The organism is Xanthomonas sp. JL1 (genome assembly GCF_038405005.1).
In genome coordinates, this window is record NZ_JBBYGR010000047.1 from 86,749 (window position 1) to 101,574 (window position 14,826).

The window sequence follows — 14,826 nt, forward strand, 5'->3', positions numbered from 1 at the left end:
GGCGGCTGGCCTTACACCACCGCCTCCCGCAACACCGGCGAGTCCCAACCCGGGCGCGGTGCGAAACGTTCGCCATAACGTGCGTGCAGCGCCTGCAAACGTTCCAGCAGCGCATCTGCGCCGACGCTGCGGATGTGCTGGATCGGGCCACCGCGGAAGGGCGCAAAGCCGGTGCCGAAGATGACGCCGGCATCGAGCAGGTCTGCGTCGGCCACCACGCCGTCGTGCAGACACGCCACCGCTTCGTTGAGCAGCGGCAGAATCAGCCTGTCTTCCAGATCTGCCGGTGCGGTGTGGCCACTGGCAACCTCCGGTTTGACCGCACGCCCATTCTCCCACGTGTACAAGCCCTGGCCGTCCTTCTTGCCGCGCTTGCCGGCTTCCACCGTGATCAGCGCTGCCGGAATCGGTAGGTGCAGGAACGGCGCCAACTCCGCGCCCACGCCGGCGGCGACGTCCAGACCCACGGTGTCGATCAACTCGATCGGCCCCATCGGCATGCCGAATTTCACCGCCGTCTTGTCCAGCACCGGGCCGGGTATGCCTTCCGCATACGCGGTGGCCGCTTCAAGCAGGTACGGGAACAGCACCCGGTTGACCAGGAACCCCGGCGTGCCGGCCACCGGCACCGGGAACTTGTCCAGTGCCTTGCAGAATGCAGCCAGGCGCGCCGCGTTGGCGGGATCCAGGCCATCGTGCTGCACGATTTCCACCAGCGGCATCATCGCCACCGGGTTGAAATAGTGCAGGCCGGCGAACTGCGCCGGGCGCTGGATGTGGCCACGCAGTTCGGTCAGCGGAATCGAAGATGTATTGGTGGTCAGCAATGCATCCGGCTTGAGCTGCGGCTCGATCAATTGATACAGATCGCGCTTGGCCTGCGGGTTTTCGATGATCGCCTCGATCACCAGATCGGCCTGCGTCACACCCGCACCGGCCAGGTCACCGCGCAGACGCGCGGCCACGGCCGGCCGCTTGGCGTCGTCTTTGACGCGCTTGGCGAACAGTTCGCCGCCGCGCGTCAGCGCCGTCTCGATAAAACGCTGCTCGCGGTCCTGCAATGTGACGTCGAAGCCCTTGTAGGCCGCCCACGCCGCGATGTCGCCGCCCATCACGCCAGCGCCGATGACGTGCACATGGCGGATCGGCGTCGCTGCCGCGCCGGCTGCATCCTTGCCGCCCAGCGCCTTCAAACGCTCGGTCAGGAAGAAGATGCGGATCAGGTTGCGTGCGGTCGGCGTGCTGGCGAGCTTGACCACTGCCTTGCGCTCGGCCGCCAGGCGGGCCTGGATGCCGCTGCCGCCAGCCCGCTCCCACACCGTGATCAACGCGTATGGCGCAGGGTAATGCTCCTTGCGCGCCTTGCGGGCCACTTGCTTGCGCATCTGCGGCGCCAGTATTTTGCGCGCCAGCAAGGTGTTGGTGGCCCACGCAGTGGCGCGCTGCTGGAACGGACGCGTCGTACCCGCGAGCGCCAGTGCCGCAGCCGCATCGACCAGCACCGCAGGTGCGGCGACCTTGTCGACCAGACCGATTGCGCGCGCAGCCTTGGCCGACACGGTGCGGCCGCTGAGCATCAGGTCCATCGCCGCCGGCGCACCGATCAGGCGCGGCAAGCGGGCGCTGCCGCCCCAGCCGGGGAAGATGCCGAGCTTGGTTTCCGGCAACCCGACGCGCGTACTGCCATCGTCGGAGGCCACGCGGTAGCGGCATGCCAGCGCGATTTCGGTGCCGCCGCCCATGCAGAAGCCATGAATCGCCGCAACGGTCGGGCAGGGCAGTTCGGCCAGCTTCTGAAAGACCTGCTGCCCGCGATGAATCGCATCGTTGACCGTGCCCTTGTGGTCGAATTGCTGAAATTCTTTCAGATCGGCACCGGCGATGAAACCGTTGGCTTTGCCCGAGCGCAGCACCACGCCCTTGGGCGGCTCCAGTGCCAGGCGCTCGACCAGTGCGCCCAACTCCAGCAGCACCTCCTGGGAAAATGCGTTGACCGGTGCGTCCTGGCGATCGAGGCTGAGCACGACCACGCCGTCCTCGCGCAGCTCGGCCTGCCAATGGCTGAATCGGAGCCCGTCGAAACCTGGAAGCATGCGTCTGGCCGTCCGGCAATAGATGGAAAAATCGTTATCATCCAGAGGCTGTTTCCTTCACGTCAAATACCTATATCTGTCGACCGGGCAGATGCGGGCTTTGCGTGCAGCGTCGCCAGCGGTGCATCGGGGCCGCTACCCTGATGCGTGACGGTCGTACGGATCGGTATGAACTTTTCTTTTCAATGGCGGTCTCATTGCCCGACTTCGGTGGGCTGACAGGAGTGCGGCCCGACATGGCCGAAGTCGATACACCTCAGGAGCTGGACCTGGAACTGGTCCGGCGCGTGCAGCGCGGCGAAAGCGCGGCGTTCGATGTGCTGGTGCGCAAATACCAGCATCGGATCGTTGCGTTGATCGGGCGCTACATCGCCGACTGGAGCGAATGCCAGGACGTTGCCCAGGACACGTTTGTGCGGGCGTACCGCGCGATCAACAGTTTTCGTGGCGACGCCCAGTTCTATACGTGGCTGCACCGCATTGCCGTCAACACTGCCAAGAACCATCTGGTTGCGCATAACCACCGCCCGCCCAGCGACGACATCGAGATCAGCGATGCCGAACACTTCGATGGAGCGACCCGGTTGCGCGACACCGACACCCCGGAGCGCGAATTGATGCGACAGGAGCTGGAACAAACGGTGATGCGCGCGGTCCAAGCACTGCCGGAAGAACTTCGATCGGCCATCACCCTGCGCGAGGTGGAAGGGCTGAGCTATGAGGACATCGCGCGAAAGATGGATTGCCCGATCGGAACGGTGCGCTCGCGCATCTTCCGGGCGCGTGAGGCCATCGACATCAAGCTGCGGCCTCTGCTGGAGACCGAGAGCGCTACCCGTGAGCGATACCGTGTATGAGCCATAACACCGACATGTCCACCACCGACAAGTTCGAGCTTCACTATCGCCAGCAGCTGTCTGCGTTGGTCGACGGCGAATTGAGTGCCGACGCGTCGCGCTTCCTGCTGCGCCGTCTGGCCCACGACGAAGAATTAGCCGGCTGCCACGAACGCTGGCAGTTGTGCGGCGATGTGCTGCGCGGTGCTGCCAGTGCGCCGGCACCGCTGGATTTCGCGGCGCGTGTGCGCAGTGCCATTGCGGAGGAGCCGGCACCGCGAGCGCAGCCTGCGGCCCGCTCGGGCGCACGCTGGCGGTGGAGGGGCGGCGCGGCGATTGCGGCATCGGTCGCGGCGATTGCCTTGTTCATGGCGCGCGAGCGCCTGCCCGAAACGGCAGCGCGCGGAGCCCAAACACCTGTGTACGCCAGCGCGGCGCAGCTTCCGCCCGCATCGCGGACGCCGCAGGTACCCGTGGCACCGAAGGCGCCGGCGGCGTCGGTTCCGGAAACGCCCGACGAAGTGGGTGCGCTCGCTGCGGCCGTGCCTGCCGCTGCGCTGGCATCCACTCGCCGCGGTGCAGCCACGCGCAATCAGCAGGTCGCACGCAGTGCGGCTGCGCGTCAGCAGCAGGTGCCGACGCGCATGGTGGCTGCGGCAGCACCGGTACCGGCACCAGTGGCCGCGTCATCCGCCGTTGCGGCTGCGCCGTCCAACCCGTTCACGCATCCGGACGCTACGCTGCAGGCACGCCCGTGGCCGCGCGCGGCCTTGTCCGGGGCGAGCGAGAGTCCGCTGAATGCCAGTTTTCGCCAGAGCAGCCCCGGCACGGCGTTCTATCCGTTTGAGCCGGCGCCACAGACGGTCGCCAGCCCAGCGCCGAACCGGCCATTGCCGGTGCAGCTCCCGCAGAACTGATTCGGTCGTCGGCCTTCATCTGTCGGCCTTCTCCTTTCCCGTTATCGTGCTGGACCCGTGTTGCTACGCGGGTTTGGCCCCTTGTCGCCCTGCCATCGGAGGCAACCTGATGAACCATCGCATCCGCACCCAGATGTTCGGCCTGATCGCCATGACCCTGCCGCTGGCCGCCTGCGCGCAGCAGCCCGCGCCCGCTGCCAAGGACGTCGCACCGATTGCCGCCAACCGCAGTGCCACGCCAGCGCCACAGCTGGTGGCGGGGCTGCCGGACTTCACCAATCTGGTCGAGCAGGTCGGCCCGGGCGTGGTCAATGTCGAAACCACCATCACCCGCAAGGACGCCATGGCGCGTCAGCAGCGCAGTGGCCCGGGTGGTCGCGGCGGTGGCGCAATGCCCGATGACGATCAGATGCCGGAATTCTTCCGCCGCTTCTTCGGTCCGGATTTCCAGATGCCGGGTGGGCCACGCCAGGGGCCGGGTGGTCCGGGGCAGGGCGATGACGACGGCGGTATTGCCGGCAAGTCGATGGGCTCAGGCTTCATCATTTCCGCCGATGGCTATGTGCTGACCAATCATCACGTGGTCGATGGCGCCAGCGAAGTCACCGTCAAGCTCACCGACCGCCGCGAGTTCAAGGCCAAGGTGGTGGGGAGCGATGAGCAATACGACGTGGCGCTGCTGAAGATCGAGGCCAAGGGCCTGCCGACCGTGCGCCTGGGCGATTCCAATACGCTCAAGCCGGGCCAGTGGGTGGTGGCGATCGGCTCGCCGTTCGGCCTGGACCACTCGGTCACCGCCGGCATCGTCAGTGCCACCGGCCGCAGCAATCCGTATGCGGATCAGCGCTACGTGCCCTTCATCCAGACCGACGTGGCGATCAACCAGGGTAATTCCGGCGGCCCGCTGCTCAATACGCGCGGCGAAGTGGTCGGCATCAACTCGCAGATCTTCTCCGCGTCGGGCGGCTACATGGGCATTAGCTTTGCGATCCCGATCGACCTGGCCTTCAGTGCCGCCGAGCAGATCAAGGCCACTGGCCATGTGAGTCGCGGCATGCTGGGTGTGCAGGTCGGCCCGATCGACTCGCTCAAGGCCCAGGGCCTGGGCTTGCCGGACAGCCGTGGTGCCTTGGTGAACGATATTCCGGCCGGCAGCCCGGCGGGCAAGGCCGGTGTCGAAGTGGGCGATGTGATCCGCGCGGTCAACGGCAAGCCGATCGACGTCGCCAGCGATCTGCCGCCGATGATCGGGCTGATGGCGCCGGGTTCCAAGGTCACTCTTGATGTCTTGCGCGACGGCAAACCGCGCAAGGTGACGGTCACCCTCGCACCGCTCCAGGGTGGCAGCGAGAACGCCGCGCCGCGCACCGCGGCCGATGAGGCCAAGCCCAGCGCCCCGGCCAGCGTGGAATTGCTCGGCCTGCAGGTCGCCGATCTGACCGCTGCCGAACGCAGTCGTCTGGGTCTGGAGGCGGGGGAGGGCGTGCGCATCGCCTCGGTCACTGGCGCGGCGGCGCGCAGCACCCAGCCGCCGCTGTCGCCGGGCCTGATCATCGCCCGCGTCGGCCGCACCAAGGTCGGTAGCGTCGCCGAGCTCAACCGCGCCCTGTCCAGCTACAAAAAGGGAGATGTGGTCATGCTGCTGGTCACCGACGGCAAGGCAACCAGCTACGTGGCCTTGAAGGCCGGCGGCTGAGGAAAGCCGGGATTGGTGATTCGGGATTGGCAAGGGCAGGCTCCGCTCGCGGGTGTCTGCCTTTGCGCTGCCGTTTCGAATCCCCAATCCCGACTCCCTGACCCCTGCGTCAGCATGCGATAATGCTGCGTTACCCTGACGACGGCACCGCCGGCGCCCACCTCAATGTCCTCTGATTCAATGCGGAATATCCGCAATTTTTCCATCATTGCCCACGTCGACCACGGCAAATCCACCCTTGCCGACCGGATCATCCAGCTGTGCGGCGGCCTGCAGGCGCGCGAGATGGAGGCCCAGGTGCTCGACTCCAACCCGATCGAGCGCGAACGCGGCATCACCATCAAGGCGCAGTCGGTGTCCTTGCCTTACACGGCAAAGGATGGGCAGGTCTACCATCTGAACTTCATCGACACCCCCGGGCACGTCGACTTCTCCTACGAAGTCAGCCGCTCGCTGGCCGCCTGCGAGGGCGCGCTGCTGGTGGTGGATGCGGCGCAGGGCGTGGAAGCGCAGTCGGTGGCCAACTGCTACACGGCAGTGGAGCAGGGCCTGGAAGTGGTGCCGGTGCTCAACAAGATCGACCTGCCCACCGCCGATGTCGACCGCGCCAAGGCCGAGATCGAAGCGGTGATCGGCATCGATGCCGAAGATGCGGTGGCGGTGAGCGCCAAGACCGGGTTGAACATCGATCTGGTGCTGGAGGCGATCGTGCATCGCATCCCGCCGCCGGCCCCGCGCGACACCGACAAGCTGCAGGCGCTGATCATCGATTCCTGGTTCGACAACTACCTGGGCGTGGTCTCGCTGGTACGCGTGATGCAAGGCGAGATCAAGCCGGGCAGCAAAATCCTGGTGATGTCCACCGGCCGCACGCATCTGGTCGACAAGGTCGGCGTGTTCACGCCCAAGCGCAAGGAGCTGTCTGCGCTGGGCGCTGGCGAGGTGGGCTGGATCAACGCCTCGATCAAGGACGTGCACGGCGCACCGGTCGGCGACACGCTGACCCTGGCGGCCGACCCGGCGCCGCACGCATTGCCCGGTTTCCAGGAAATGCAGCCGCGTGTGTTCGCCGGCCTGTTTCCGGTCGATGCCGAGGATTACCCGGACCTGCGCGAAGCGCTGGACAAGCTGCGTTTGAACGATGCCGCACTGCGCTTCGAGCCGGAAAGCTCCGAAGCGATGGGTTTCGGCTTCCGCTGCGGCTTCCTCGGCATGCTGCACATGGAAATCGTGCAGGAACGCCTGGAGCGCGAGTACAACCTCAACCTGATCTCGACCGCGCCCACGGTGGTTTACGAGGTGCTCAAGACCGACGGCAGCGTGATCCCGATGGACAACCCGTCCAAGCTGCCGCCGCTCAACAACGTCGAAGAAATCCGCGAACCGATCATTCGCGCCAATATCCTCACGCCGCCCGATTACGTCGGCAACATCATCACCTTGTGCGAAGAAAAGCGCGGCAGCCAGATCGGCATCAACTACCTGGGCAGTCAGGTGCAGATCAGCTACGAATTGCCGATGGCCGAAGTAGTGCTGGATTTCTTCGACAAGCTCAAGTCGGTCTCGCGCGGTTACGCCTCGCTGGACTATCACTTCCTGCGTTTCGACCCGGGCCCGTTCGTGCGCGTGGACACGCTGATCAACGGCGACAAGGTCGATGCGCTGAGCATCATCGTGCACCGCAGCTACGCCGACCGCCGTGGCCGCGAGTTGTGCGAAAAGATGAAAGACCTGATTCCACGGCAGATGTTCGACGTGGCGATCCAGGCCGCGGTCGGCTCGCAAATCATCTCGCGCTCCACGGTCAAGGCGATGCGCAAGAACGTGTTGGCCAAGTGCTATGGTGGCGACGTTTCGCGCAAGAAAAAGCTGCTGGAAAAGCAGAAAGAAGGCAAGAAGCGCATGAAGCAGGTCGGTCGCGTGGAGATTCCGCAGGAAGCCTTCCTGGCTGTCTTGCAGATGGACAAGTAGCAGGGATTCGGGATTCGTCATTCGTGATTGGCAACGGCTTGCCCATCCTCTTGCTCTTAACTAATCCCGAATCTCAAATTTCGAATCCCGTTCCGAAGGAGCATCAATGAAATGGTTTGAAATCATCCTGGTTGTCCTAACGCTCGGCAGTGGCTTCATCTGGCTGCTGGACAAGCTGTTTTTGGCCAAGCACCGTGCCGCGCGTGCTGGTCTGCTGGACAGCGAGCCGGCGATCATCGATTACTCGCGCGCCTTTTTTCCCGTGCTGGCGGTGGTGCTGATCCTGCGCAGCTTCGTGGCCGAGCCGTACAAGATTCCGTCCAGTTCGATGATGCCCAATCTATTGATCGGCGATTTCATCCTGGTCAACAAGTTCGCCTACGGTTTCCGTCTGCCGATCACCAATACCAAGTTCATTCCCACCGGCGAGCCAAAGCGTGGCGATGTGGTGGTGTTCAAGCCGCCGCATGCGCCGGACCAGAACTGGATCAAGCGCGTGGTGGGCCTGCCGGGCGACAAGATCGGCTTCCATGGCGATACCCTGTACATCAACGACAAGCCGATGCATTACACGGTCAAAGGCGAGTACATCGGCAATGGCAAGGGCGCTGAAATGACCGGCACCACGCTGCTGGTCGAGTATCTACCGGGCCGCACGCATACCGTGCTGGAGTGGCTGGACCGCAATATGCCGGCCGGGCAGGGCGACTGGACCGTGCCGGCGGACAGCTATTTCGTGATGGGGGATAATCGCGACAACAGCGAGGACAGTCGGTTTTGGACCCAGACGCACTTTCTGCCGGAAGCCAATCTGCGCGGCAAGGCGTTCCTGATCTGGCTCAATTGCGAAGGGTGGTTCTGCAAGGGGAGTTTCGATCCATCGCGGATCGGGACTGGAATCCAGTAAATGTAGGCACGGCGTGCCAGGGGAAGCACAATGAAGCGCAAGCAAAGCGGTATGACGTTGATGTCGTTCGTGGTGGTGGTGGCGGTGGTGGGGTTCGGTCTGTACATCGGGATGAAGCTGTTTCCGATGTATCAGGAGTATTACTCCGTGCGCGCGGCGATGAAGGGCCTAGCCAATGAGCCGGGGAGTGCCAACATGGATCCGTCCAAGTTGCAGGACCTGTTCTTTCGTCGCCTGTACATTAACTACTCAGAAAACGTCAAAAAAGGAGACGTCAAGTTCGAGCGGATCGAAAGCGGCTGGCGGATGAAAGTCAACTACGAAGTCCGCCGCGAGCTGGTTGGCAATCTGGATGTGGTTGGCAAGTTCGATACGGCACAGGATTTGACGAAGCGCGGTGTCGAATAGAATCTTCCAACGCGGTGATCCGATCGGGCATGCATTTGCCGATCCGGATCTGCTCGCCCAGGCGCTGCGGCATCGCAGCGCCGGGACGCCGCACAACGAGCGGCTGGAATTTCTCGGCGACGGCATCGTCAATCTGCTGGTCGCCGAGGCGCTGTATCAACGTTGGCCCAAGGCCGATGAAGGCGCATTGACCCGCGCGCGGGCCGAACTCGTACGCGAAGGCGCGCTGGCAGTGATCGGACGTACGTTGAACCTCGGCGAGCGCCTCACGCTGGGTCCAGGTGAGTTGAAGTCCGGTGGTCATCGGCGCGATTCGATCCTGGCCGATGCTGTCGAAGCGATTGTCGCGGCCATCTACCTGGACTGCGGTTTCGAGCGTTGCCGTGCGGTGGTGCTGCCGTGGTTCGAAGCCTCGCTGGCGGCATTGCCGGTTGGCAAGGCAGAAAAAGATCCCAAGACCCGGCTGCAGGAATGGCTGCAGGCGCGCCAGCTGCCGCTGCCCAATTACGCTCTGATCAGTGAGAGCGGCGATGAGCATGCCAAGCAGTTCCATGTCGCCTGCATTCTGGAGCAGCCCGTCGCCCGCGCCGAGGGCCAGGGCACCTCGCGTCGTCTTGCCGAGCAACAGGCGGCGACTCTTGTCATCGCACAACTGGATTCAAGAATGTGAGCGTAACCTCGTCCCCCCACCGCAGCGGTAGCGTTGCCGTGATCGGCCGGCCCAACGTCGGCAAGTCCACCCTGACCAATGCCCTGGTCGGCGCGAAGGTCAGCATCGTCTCCAACCGGCCCCAGACCACGCGCCATCGGTTGCTGGGCATCGCGACCTTCCCGGAAGGGCAATTGGTGCTGGTCGATACCCCAGGCCTGCACCGCGAGCAGAAGCGCGCAATGAACCGGGTGATGAATCGCGCTGCGCGTGGCTCGCTCGAAGGCGTGGACGCGGCAGTGCTGGTGATCGAAGCCGGCCGCTGGGACGAGGAAGATACCCTGGCGTTTCGCGTGCTCAGCGACGCCGAGGTGCCGGTGGTGCTGGTGGTCAACAAGGTTGACCGCCTCAAGGACAAGACCGCGCTGTTGCCGTTCCTGGCCCAGGTCAGCGAGGGACGTACCTTCGCGGCCGTGCATCCGGTATCCGCCCTCAAGCGCAAGGGCCTGGAAGCGTTGGTCGGCGATCTGCTCAAGCTGGTACCCGAAGCCGAGGCCATGTTTGGCGAAGACGAGATCACCGATCGCAGCCAGCGCTTCCTGGCCGGCGAGTTGGTGCGCGAGCAGCTGATGCGTCAGCTCGGCGAAGAACTGCCGTATGCCACCACCGTTGAGATCGAGCGCTTCGCCGAAGATGGCGCGCTGCTGCGGATCGGAGCGGTCATCTGGGTCGAACGCGAAGGCCAGAAGGCGATCGTGATTGGCAAGGGCGGCACCCGCCTGAAGGAAATCGGCGGCAAGGCGCGTCTGCAAATGGAGCGCCTGTTCGGTGCCAAGGTCTTCCTCGAAACCTGGGTACGCGTGCGCGAGGGCTGGTCGGACGACGAGGCTGCGCTGAAGGCGTTCGGCTACGAATGACGCCAGGATCGGGAACCGGGGACCCGGGACCCGGGAAAAGCCAGGTCAAGCATTCGACCGGTGCGCTGCCGAAGAGGCGTTTTCCTGCATTCGCCCCATCTGCATGTTGCGATGACGGTATCGGCTCGGCTCCCCGTTGCCGTGCCGCGTCGCCATTTGGCGGCCGATCCTTCTATTTTCAAGGGTTTCCGGTCTCTGATCCCCAATCTCACCTTCTCCGCGCATGCTGATCGAGCACGAACGCGGGTTCGTCCTGCACGTGCGGGCCTGGCGCGAGACCAGCCTGCTGGTGGAGGTATTGACCGAGCAGCACGGGCGGGTGGGGCTGTTGGCGCGCGGAGTCCATGGGCCGCGCAAGCAGGCCTTGCGTGCTGCCTTGCAGCCATTGCAGTTGATTCAGTTCAGCGCCGTGCAGCGCGGCGAGCTGGCACAACTGCGTCAGGCTGAAGCGCTGGATACTGCGCCTCGGCTAGTCGGCGACACCATGCTGGCCGGTTTCTATATCAGCGAATTGTTGCTGCGCTTGGCACCGCGCAACGATCCGGTGCCCGAACTCTATGCCTGTTATACGCAGGCGCGGACGCACCTGGCAGCCGATCTTCCATTGGCATGGGGGTTGCGTCGGTTCGAGCGCGACGTGCTGGAAGGGCTGGGGTTTGCCTTCGATCTGCAGCACGACAGCGACGGGCAACCGATCGACCCGGCAGCGCGGTATCGGCTGGATCCGGAGGAAGGCGCCTTGCGTGTGTTAAGCGAGCGGCTGGCGCAGGATCGCCGCGAAACCGTCACCGGTGCGGCGCTGCTGGCACTGGGTGAGGACGTCATGCCAGCCGCAGAGGATATGCCTGGTCTGCGGCGCAGCATGCGCAGTGTGCTGCTGCATCATCTGGGTGGGCGCGGCTTGAAATCCTGGGAAATGCTTGAGGATCTGGCACGGCGTCGTTGATCGGGCCAGCCCTGGTGTGTGCGCGCTCCTGCAGCAGTCAGTGCGGCAGTGCTTTCAGCGCTACTAGCCGCGCGCATCTCAATCCGGAAGGCTGCACTACATCGAACGCTGCGCCGAGCTTGAAAGCAGATCGGCCTCGCACGCGCTCTCAATGCAGCAACGCAGCCACCGCCGCATGGAATTGGGTCCGCGCGCTCCGCGATTGCGGGTCGCCGCTTAGCAGGCGCACAGCACCGGCAAGCCGCGCTGCGCCGACAAAACCGCAGCTGGCCTGTAGCCGATGCAGATGGTTGCGTAATGCCTGTTCGTCGCTGATCTGCAGGGCCGAATCCACCGCATCCCGAGTGCCCGGCAATTCGGCCAGGAATAGCTCGCGCAGGGCATTGAGATGATGTTGCTGGCCGTTGAGCGCACTGAGCGCCGCCGCTTCGTCCCAGTCGCTGGCGGCGATGTCCAGCACGCCCACCGGGGCCACGCCGTAGCGGCCGCGGGCCAGGCCACGTCGCACGGCCTGCAACAGGCGTTCGGAGGTCAGCGGTTTGATCAGCATTTCCAGAAACCCGTCGGACTGCAGGCCGCTCTGCATCGCCGTGCTGGTGTCGGCGGTGTGCGCCAGTGCCGGCACGTCCGGGTGCAGCAGGCGCAACGCACACAGCAGCCCGCTGCCGGTGCCATCGGGAAGATTGACGTCGATCAACCAGAGATCGTGGCGACGTTCGCGTGCGCAGTCGAGGGCAGAAGAAAGGGAGTCAGCACAGTCCACCGTGGCCGGGAGACCTTCCAACACAGCCTGCAAGAATCCGCGGCTGATCGGGTCGTCTTCCACCAGCAATAGACGTGGATGGGATTCCGGGCATGTGGCCATGTTCATGCTGCCTCCTTGTCAGCGATGCCGCGTCCTGATTCGCCGCCTCCAGCGGCAGTTTGCCTGGGTTTGCTAGGCGCGACAATTGTTGCGCTGCCCAGCGCGGCCTCCGTCGATCGCATCTGCGACAATACCCCCCCTTTTTGCCCGCAGCTTGTCGCCACGTGGCCAGAACCAGAAACCGTTTCGACCGTACCCCCTTCCAGACCGCGATCACCGACCTGAGCCATGACGGCCGCGGAGTGGCGCGTCGCGACGGCGAGGGCGGCAAGGTCACCTTCATCAGCGGCGCCTTGCCGGGCGAGTTGGTGCGTGCCGAACCCACCGCCCGCAGTCGCCATTTCGATGAGGCCAAGACAGTGGAGGTGCTGGAGGCATCCCCGCAGCGCGTCGCCCCGCGCTGTCCGCATTTCGGCGTTTGCGCCGGTTGCGTGTTGCAGCATCTTGAGGAATCGCAGCAGATCGTGGCCAAGCAGCGCGTGCTGATGGATAACCTTGAGCGCATCGGTCATGTCACCCCGCAGGCCGTGCTGCCTGCGCTGAGCGGCGACAACTGGGGCTATCGGCGCAAGGGCCGGTTCTCGGTGCGCCGCGTGGAGAAGAAGGCCAAGACCCTGGTTGGCTTTCGCGAGCTCGACCCGCGGTTCGTGGCCGATTTGTCCGTCTGCTACACGGTGATCCCGCAGATCGGCGAGAATATCCCGTTGCTGGCCGCGCTGGTCGAAGGCATGGACGGCAAGCGCGACATTCCGCAGATCGAATTCATTGCCGGCGACGATGCGGTGGCATTGACCATTCGGCATATGCAGCCGCTCAGCGCGCGCGACCAACAGGCCTGGATCGCATTTGCGCAGGAGCACGGGTTTGCGATCTTCCTGCAGCCTGGCGGCGTGGACAGCGTGCATCCGCTGTGGCCGCAGGAAGTGCCTTTGTCGTTCCGTTTGCCGCAATGGGATGTGGACCTGGCGTTCCGGCCGCTGGACTTCATCCAGGTCAACGCCTCGCTCAATCAAAAGATGATCGTGCACGCGCTGGCGCTGCTGGATGCCAAGCCCGACGACCGTGTGCTTGACCTGTTCTGTGGCCTGGGCAATTTCACCCTGCCGTTGGCGCGCGTGGTGCGCGAGGTCGTGGGCGTGGAAGGCGATGCCGGGCTGGTGGCGCGGGCCAAAGACAATGCCCAGCGCAATGGTCTGGACAATGCGCAGTTCTACGCCGCCGACCTGACCCAGGATCAGCGCAACGCCGCCTGGATGCGCCAGGGCTTCGACAAGCTGTTGCTGGACCCGCCACGCTCCGGCGCCCTGGAAGTGCTGCAGCAGTTACCGCTGAAGACGTTCGAGCGCATCGTCTACGTAAGCTGCCATCCAGGCTCGCTCGCGCGCGACGCCGGCTACCTGGTCAACGAGCAAGGCTTCACGCTGGTCTCGGCTGGCGCGATGGACATGTTCCCGCATACCGCCCACGTGGAAAGCATTGCGGTGTTCGAGAGGCGGTGATTGGGGTTTCGGTATTGGGGATTCGCAAGAGCGCACCCGTTGCCTTCCAATCGCCGCTGTCGCGACGCGCGTTCTTGAATCCGACTTCAAAACGCGCTCCGTGGATTGAGACGTGTTGACGTCATCCGCCAGTAGCTCCGCTTCAACAAATCCCCACGCCGAATCGCGAATCCCATGCCCACAGAAATCGAACGCAAATTCCTGGTCGCCGGCGACGGTTGGCGCAACGCCGCGCATGCAGTGGTGCCGATGGCGCAAGGCTACATCAATGACCAGGCGGCACTGCGCAATGGCACGCAGAATGCATCGGTGCGGGTGCGGATTCAGGGCGAAAGCGCATTTCTCAATCTGAAATCGCGCGAGATAGGACGTACGCGGCAGGAGTTCGAATATCCGATTCCGCTTGCCGATGCCCGCGCATTGCTGGCGCTGTGCGTAGGCGGTTTGATCGACAAACGCCGGCACCTGGTTGCCTACCAAGGCCACGTATGGGAAGTGGATGAATTCCTCGGTGACAACGCCGGGCTGGTGGTCGCTGAGATCGAACTCGAACACGCTGACGAAACGTTTGCTATGCCCGAGTGGATCGGGACCGAGGTCACCGACGACGTGCGTTATTACAACCTGGCGCTGGCCTCGCATCCGTTTAAGCAATGGGGCGGGGAGGCGTGATTCGGGATTTGGGATTCGTAAAAGCGGAGCTGCGGCTCGGTGCTTCGCAGAGCTGATTTGCGATGTGGGATTGGTAAAAGCGGCTCTCTTGAATTTCAAGTGGGTTGCCGGGCATGCGGGTTGAACGTTTGGAAGTCCAGCTTGCCGGCAATCAGGAAGATGACGGTCTTGATGGTGGACAGGCGTTTGAAGCCGCGAGCTCTGCGCTTGGCGGACTGGAACAGGCCATTGATGGCTTCAAGGAAGCCGTTGGTCTGACGGGTCTGCGCCCAGGCGACGATGCCGTCCATGTGGCGGCGCACGAGGGCTGCGACTTCCTTCATCGCCTCGACCTTGGATCGCATCACGCAGACGCACCAGTGCTTGAGCATCTCGCGCATCACGTTGATCTGCTTTCGGTCAAGCGCCTCGCGCAACTGCTCCTTGTAGAGCCACGCGCGGGCCGTCCGT

At 64.1% G+C, this 14,826-nt stretch carries 14 protein-coding genes; 11 read left to right on the top strand and 3 right to left on the bottom strand.

Annotation, left to right across the window (positions count from 1 at the left end; all coding sequences use genetic code 11):
- Positions 1-11: 11 nt before the first annotated feature.
- Complete coding sequence (locus tag WJW29_RS11160) at positions 12-2,093, bottom strand: 3-hydroxyacyl-CoA dehydrogenase NAD-binding domain-containing protein (RefSeq protein ID WP_011258595.1); 2,082 nt, start codon at positions 2,091-2,093, stop codon at positions 12-14.
- 236 nt (positions 2,094-2,329) lie between these two features.
- Between WJW29_RS11160 and rpoE the strand changes: the two genes are divergently transcribed.
- From rpoE to recO, 9 genes are all read left to right on the top strand, one after another.
- Positions 2,330-2,950: an RNA polymerase sigma factor RpoE gene (gene rpoE, locus WJW29_RS11165; protein ID WP_041182077.1), complete on the top strand. Its 621-nt coding sequence runs from the start codon at positions 2,330-2,332 to the stop codon at positions 2,948-2,950.
- Entirely contained in the window at positions 2,947-3,846 is a 900-nt protein-coding gene (locus WJW29_RS11170) for a sigma-E factor negative regulatory protein (protein WP_011258597.1), read from the top strand. The genes rpoE and WJW29_RS11170 overlap by 4 nt, the downstream gene beginning before the upstream one ends.
- A 109-nt stretch (positions 3,847-3,955) precedes the next feature.
- Positions 3,956-5,542 (top strand): DegQ family serine endoprotease, encoded by a 1,587-nt coding sequence (locus WJW29_RS11175; RefSeq protein WP_011408249.1) that lies wholly within the window; start codon positions 3,956-3,958, stop codon positions 5,540-5,542.
- 180 nt (positions 5,543-5,722) lie between these two features.
- Positions 5,723-7,513, top strand: a complete 1,791-nt coding sequence (gene lepA / locus WJW29_RS11180; RefSeq protein ID WP_041182078.1) for a translation elongation factor 4 — start codon at positions 5,723-5,725, stop codon at positions 7,511-7,513.
- Positions 7,514-7,619: 106 nt separating this feature from the next.
- Complete coding sequence (gene lepB / locus WJW29_RS11185) at positions 7,620-8,420, top strand: signal peptidase I (RefSeq protein ID WP_011258600.1); 801 nt, start codon at positions 7,620-7,622, stop codon at positions 8,418-8,420.
- Between the two features lie 30 nt (positions 8,421-8,450).
- Positions 8,451-8,828: a DUF4845 domain-containing protein gene (locus WJW29_RS11190; RefSeq protein WP_011258601.1), complete on the top strand. Its 378-nt coding sequence runs from the start codon at positions 8,451-8,453 to the stop codon at positions 8,826-8,828.
- Complete coding sequence (gene rnc / locus WJW29_RS11195) at positions 8,818-9,498, top strand: ribonuclease III (protein WP_011258602.1); 681 nt, start codon at positions 8,818-8,820, stop codon at positions 9,496-9,498. The genes WJW29_RS11190 and rnc overlap by 11 nt, the downstream gene beginning before the upstream one ends.
- Positions 9,495-10,394, top strand: a complete 900-nt coding sequence (gene era, locus WJW29_RS11200; RefSeq protein WP_011258603.1) for a GTPase Era — start codon at positions 9,495-9,497, stop codon at positions 10,392-10,394. Before rnc ends, era begins: the two co-directional genes overlap by 4 nt.
- A 223-nt stretch (positions 10,395-10,617) precedes the next feature.
- Positions 10,618-11,340 carry a DNA repair protein RecO gene (recO, locus tag WJW29_RS11205; RefSeq protein ID WP_011258604.1) on the top strand — a complete coding sequence of 241 codons (723 nt, stop codon included), beginning with the start codon at positions 10,618-10,620 and terminating at the stop codon, positions 11,338-11,340.
- A gap of 148 nt (positions 11,341-11,488) precedes the next feature.
- Here the strand turns inward: recO and WJW29_RS11210 are convergent, their stop codons facing one another.
- Complete coding sequence (locus WJW29_RS11210) at positions 11,489-12,211, bottom strand: response regulator (protein ID WP_011258605.1); 723 nt, start codon at positions 12,209-12,211, stop codon at positions 11,489-11,491.
- Positions 12,212-12,369: 158 nt separating this feature from the next.
- On the opposite strand from WJW29_RS11210, the gene rlmD reads away from it, so the two are divergent.
- Both rlmD and WJW29_RS11220 read left to right on the top strand, forming a co-directional pair.
- Entirely contained in the window at positions 12,370-13,704 is a 1,335-nt protein-coding gene (rlmD, locus tag WJW29_RS11215; protein WP_041182079.1) for a 23S rRNA (uracil(1939)-C(5))-methyltransferase RlmD, read from the top strand.
- Between the two features lie 174 nt (positions 13,705-13,878).
- The gene (locus WJW29_RS11220) at positions 13,879-14,376 is read left to right on the top strand and encodes a CYTH domain-containing protein (protein ID WP_011258607.1); all 498 of its coding nucleotides are present in this window, start codon (positions 13,879-13,881) and stop codon (positions 14,374-14,376) included.
- A gap of 95 nt (positions 14,377-14,471) precedes the next feature.
- Here the strand turns inward: WJW29_RS11220 and WJW29_RS11225 are convergent.
- A partial coding sequence (locus tag WJW29_RS11225) for a transposase (protein WP_146773309.1) occupies positions 14,472-14,826 on the bottom strand: 355 nt, incomplete at its 5' end.

Excerpts from the sequence above, each read along its gene's own strand:
- WJW29_RS11160 (WP_011258595.1), bottom strand. The coding sequence starts at position 2,093 with ATGCTTCCAGGTTTCGACGGGCTCCGATTCAGCCATTGGCAGGCCGAG.
- rpoE (WP_041182077.1), top strand. The coding sequence starts at position 2,330 with ATGGCCGAAGTCGATACACCTCAGGAGCTGGACCTGGAACTGGTCCGG.
- WJW29_RS11170 (WP_011258597.1), top strand. The coding sequence starts at position 2,947 with ATGAGCCATAACACCGACATGTCCACCACCGACAAGTTCGAGCTTCAC.
- WJW29_RS11175 (WP_011408249.1), top strand. The coding sequence starts at position 3,956 with ATGAACCATCGCATCCGCACCCAGATGTTCGGCCTGATCGCCATGACC.
- lepA (WP_041182078.1), top strand. The coding sequence starts at position 5,723 with ATGCGGAATATCCGCAATTTTTCCATCATTGCCCACGTCGACCACGGC.
- lepB (WP_011258600.1), top strand. The coding sequence starts at position 7,620 with ATGAAATGGTTTGAAATCATCCTGGTTGTCCTAACGCTCGGCAGTGGC.
- WJW29_RS11190 (WP_011258601.1), top strand. The coding sequence starts at position 8,451 with ATGAAGCGCAAGCAAAGCGGTATGACGTTGATGTCGTTCGTGGTGGTG.
- recO (WP_011258604.1), top strand. The coding sequence starts at position 10,618 with ATGCTGATCGAGCACGAACGCGGGTTCGTCCTGCACGTGCGGGCCTGG.
- WJW29_RS11210 (WP_011258605.1), bottom strand. The coding sequence starts at position 12,211 with ATGAACATGGCCACATGCCCGGAATCCCATCCACGTCTATTGCTGGTG.
- WJW29_RS11220 (WP_011258607.1), top strand. The coding sequence starts at position 13,879 with ATGCCCACAGAAATCGAACGCAAATTCCTGGTCGCCGGCGACGGTTGG.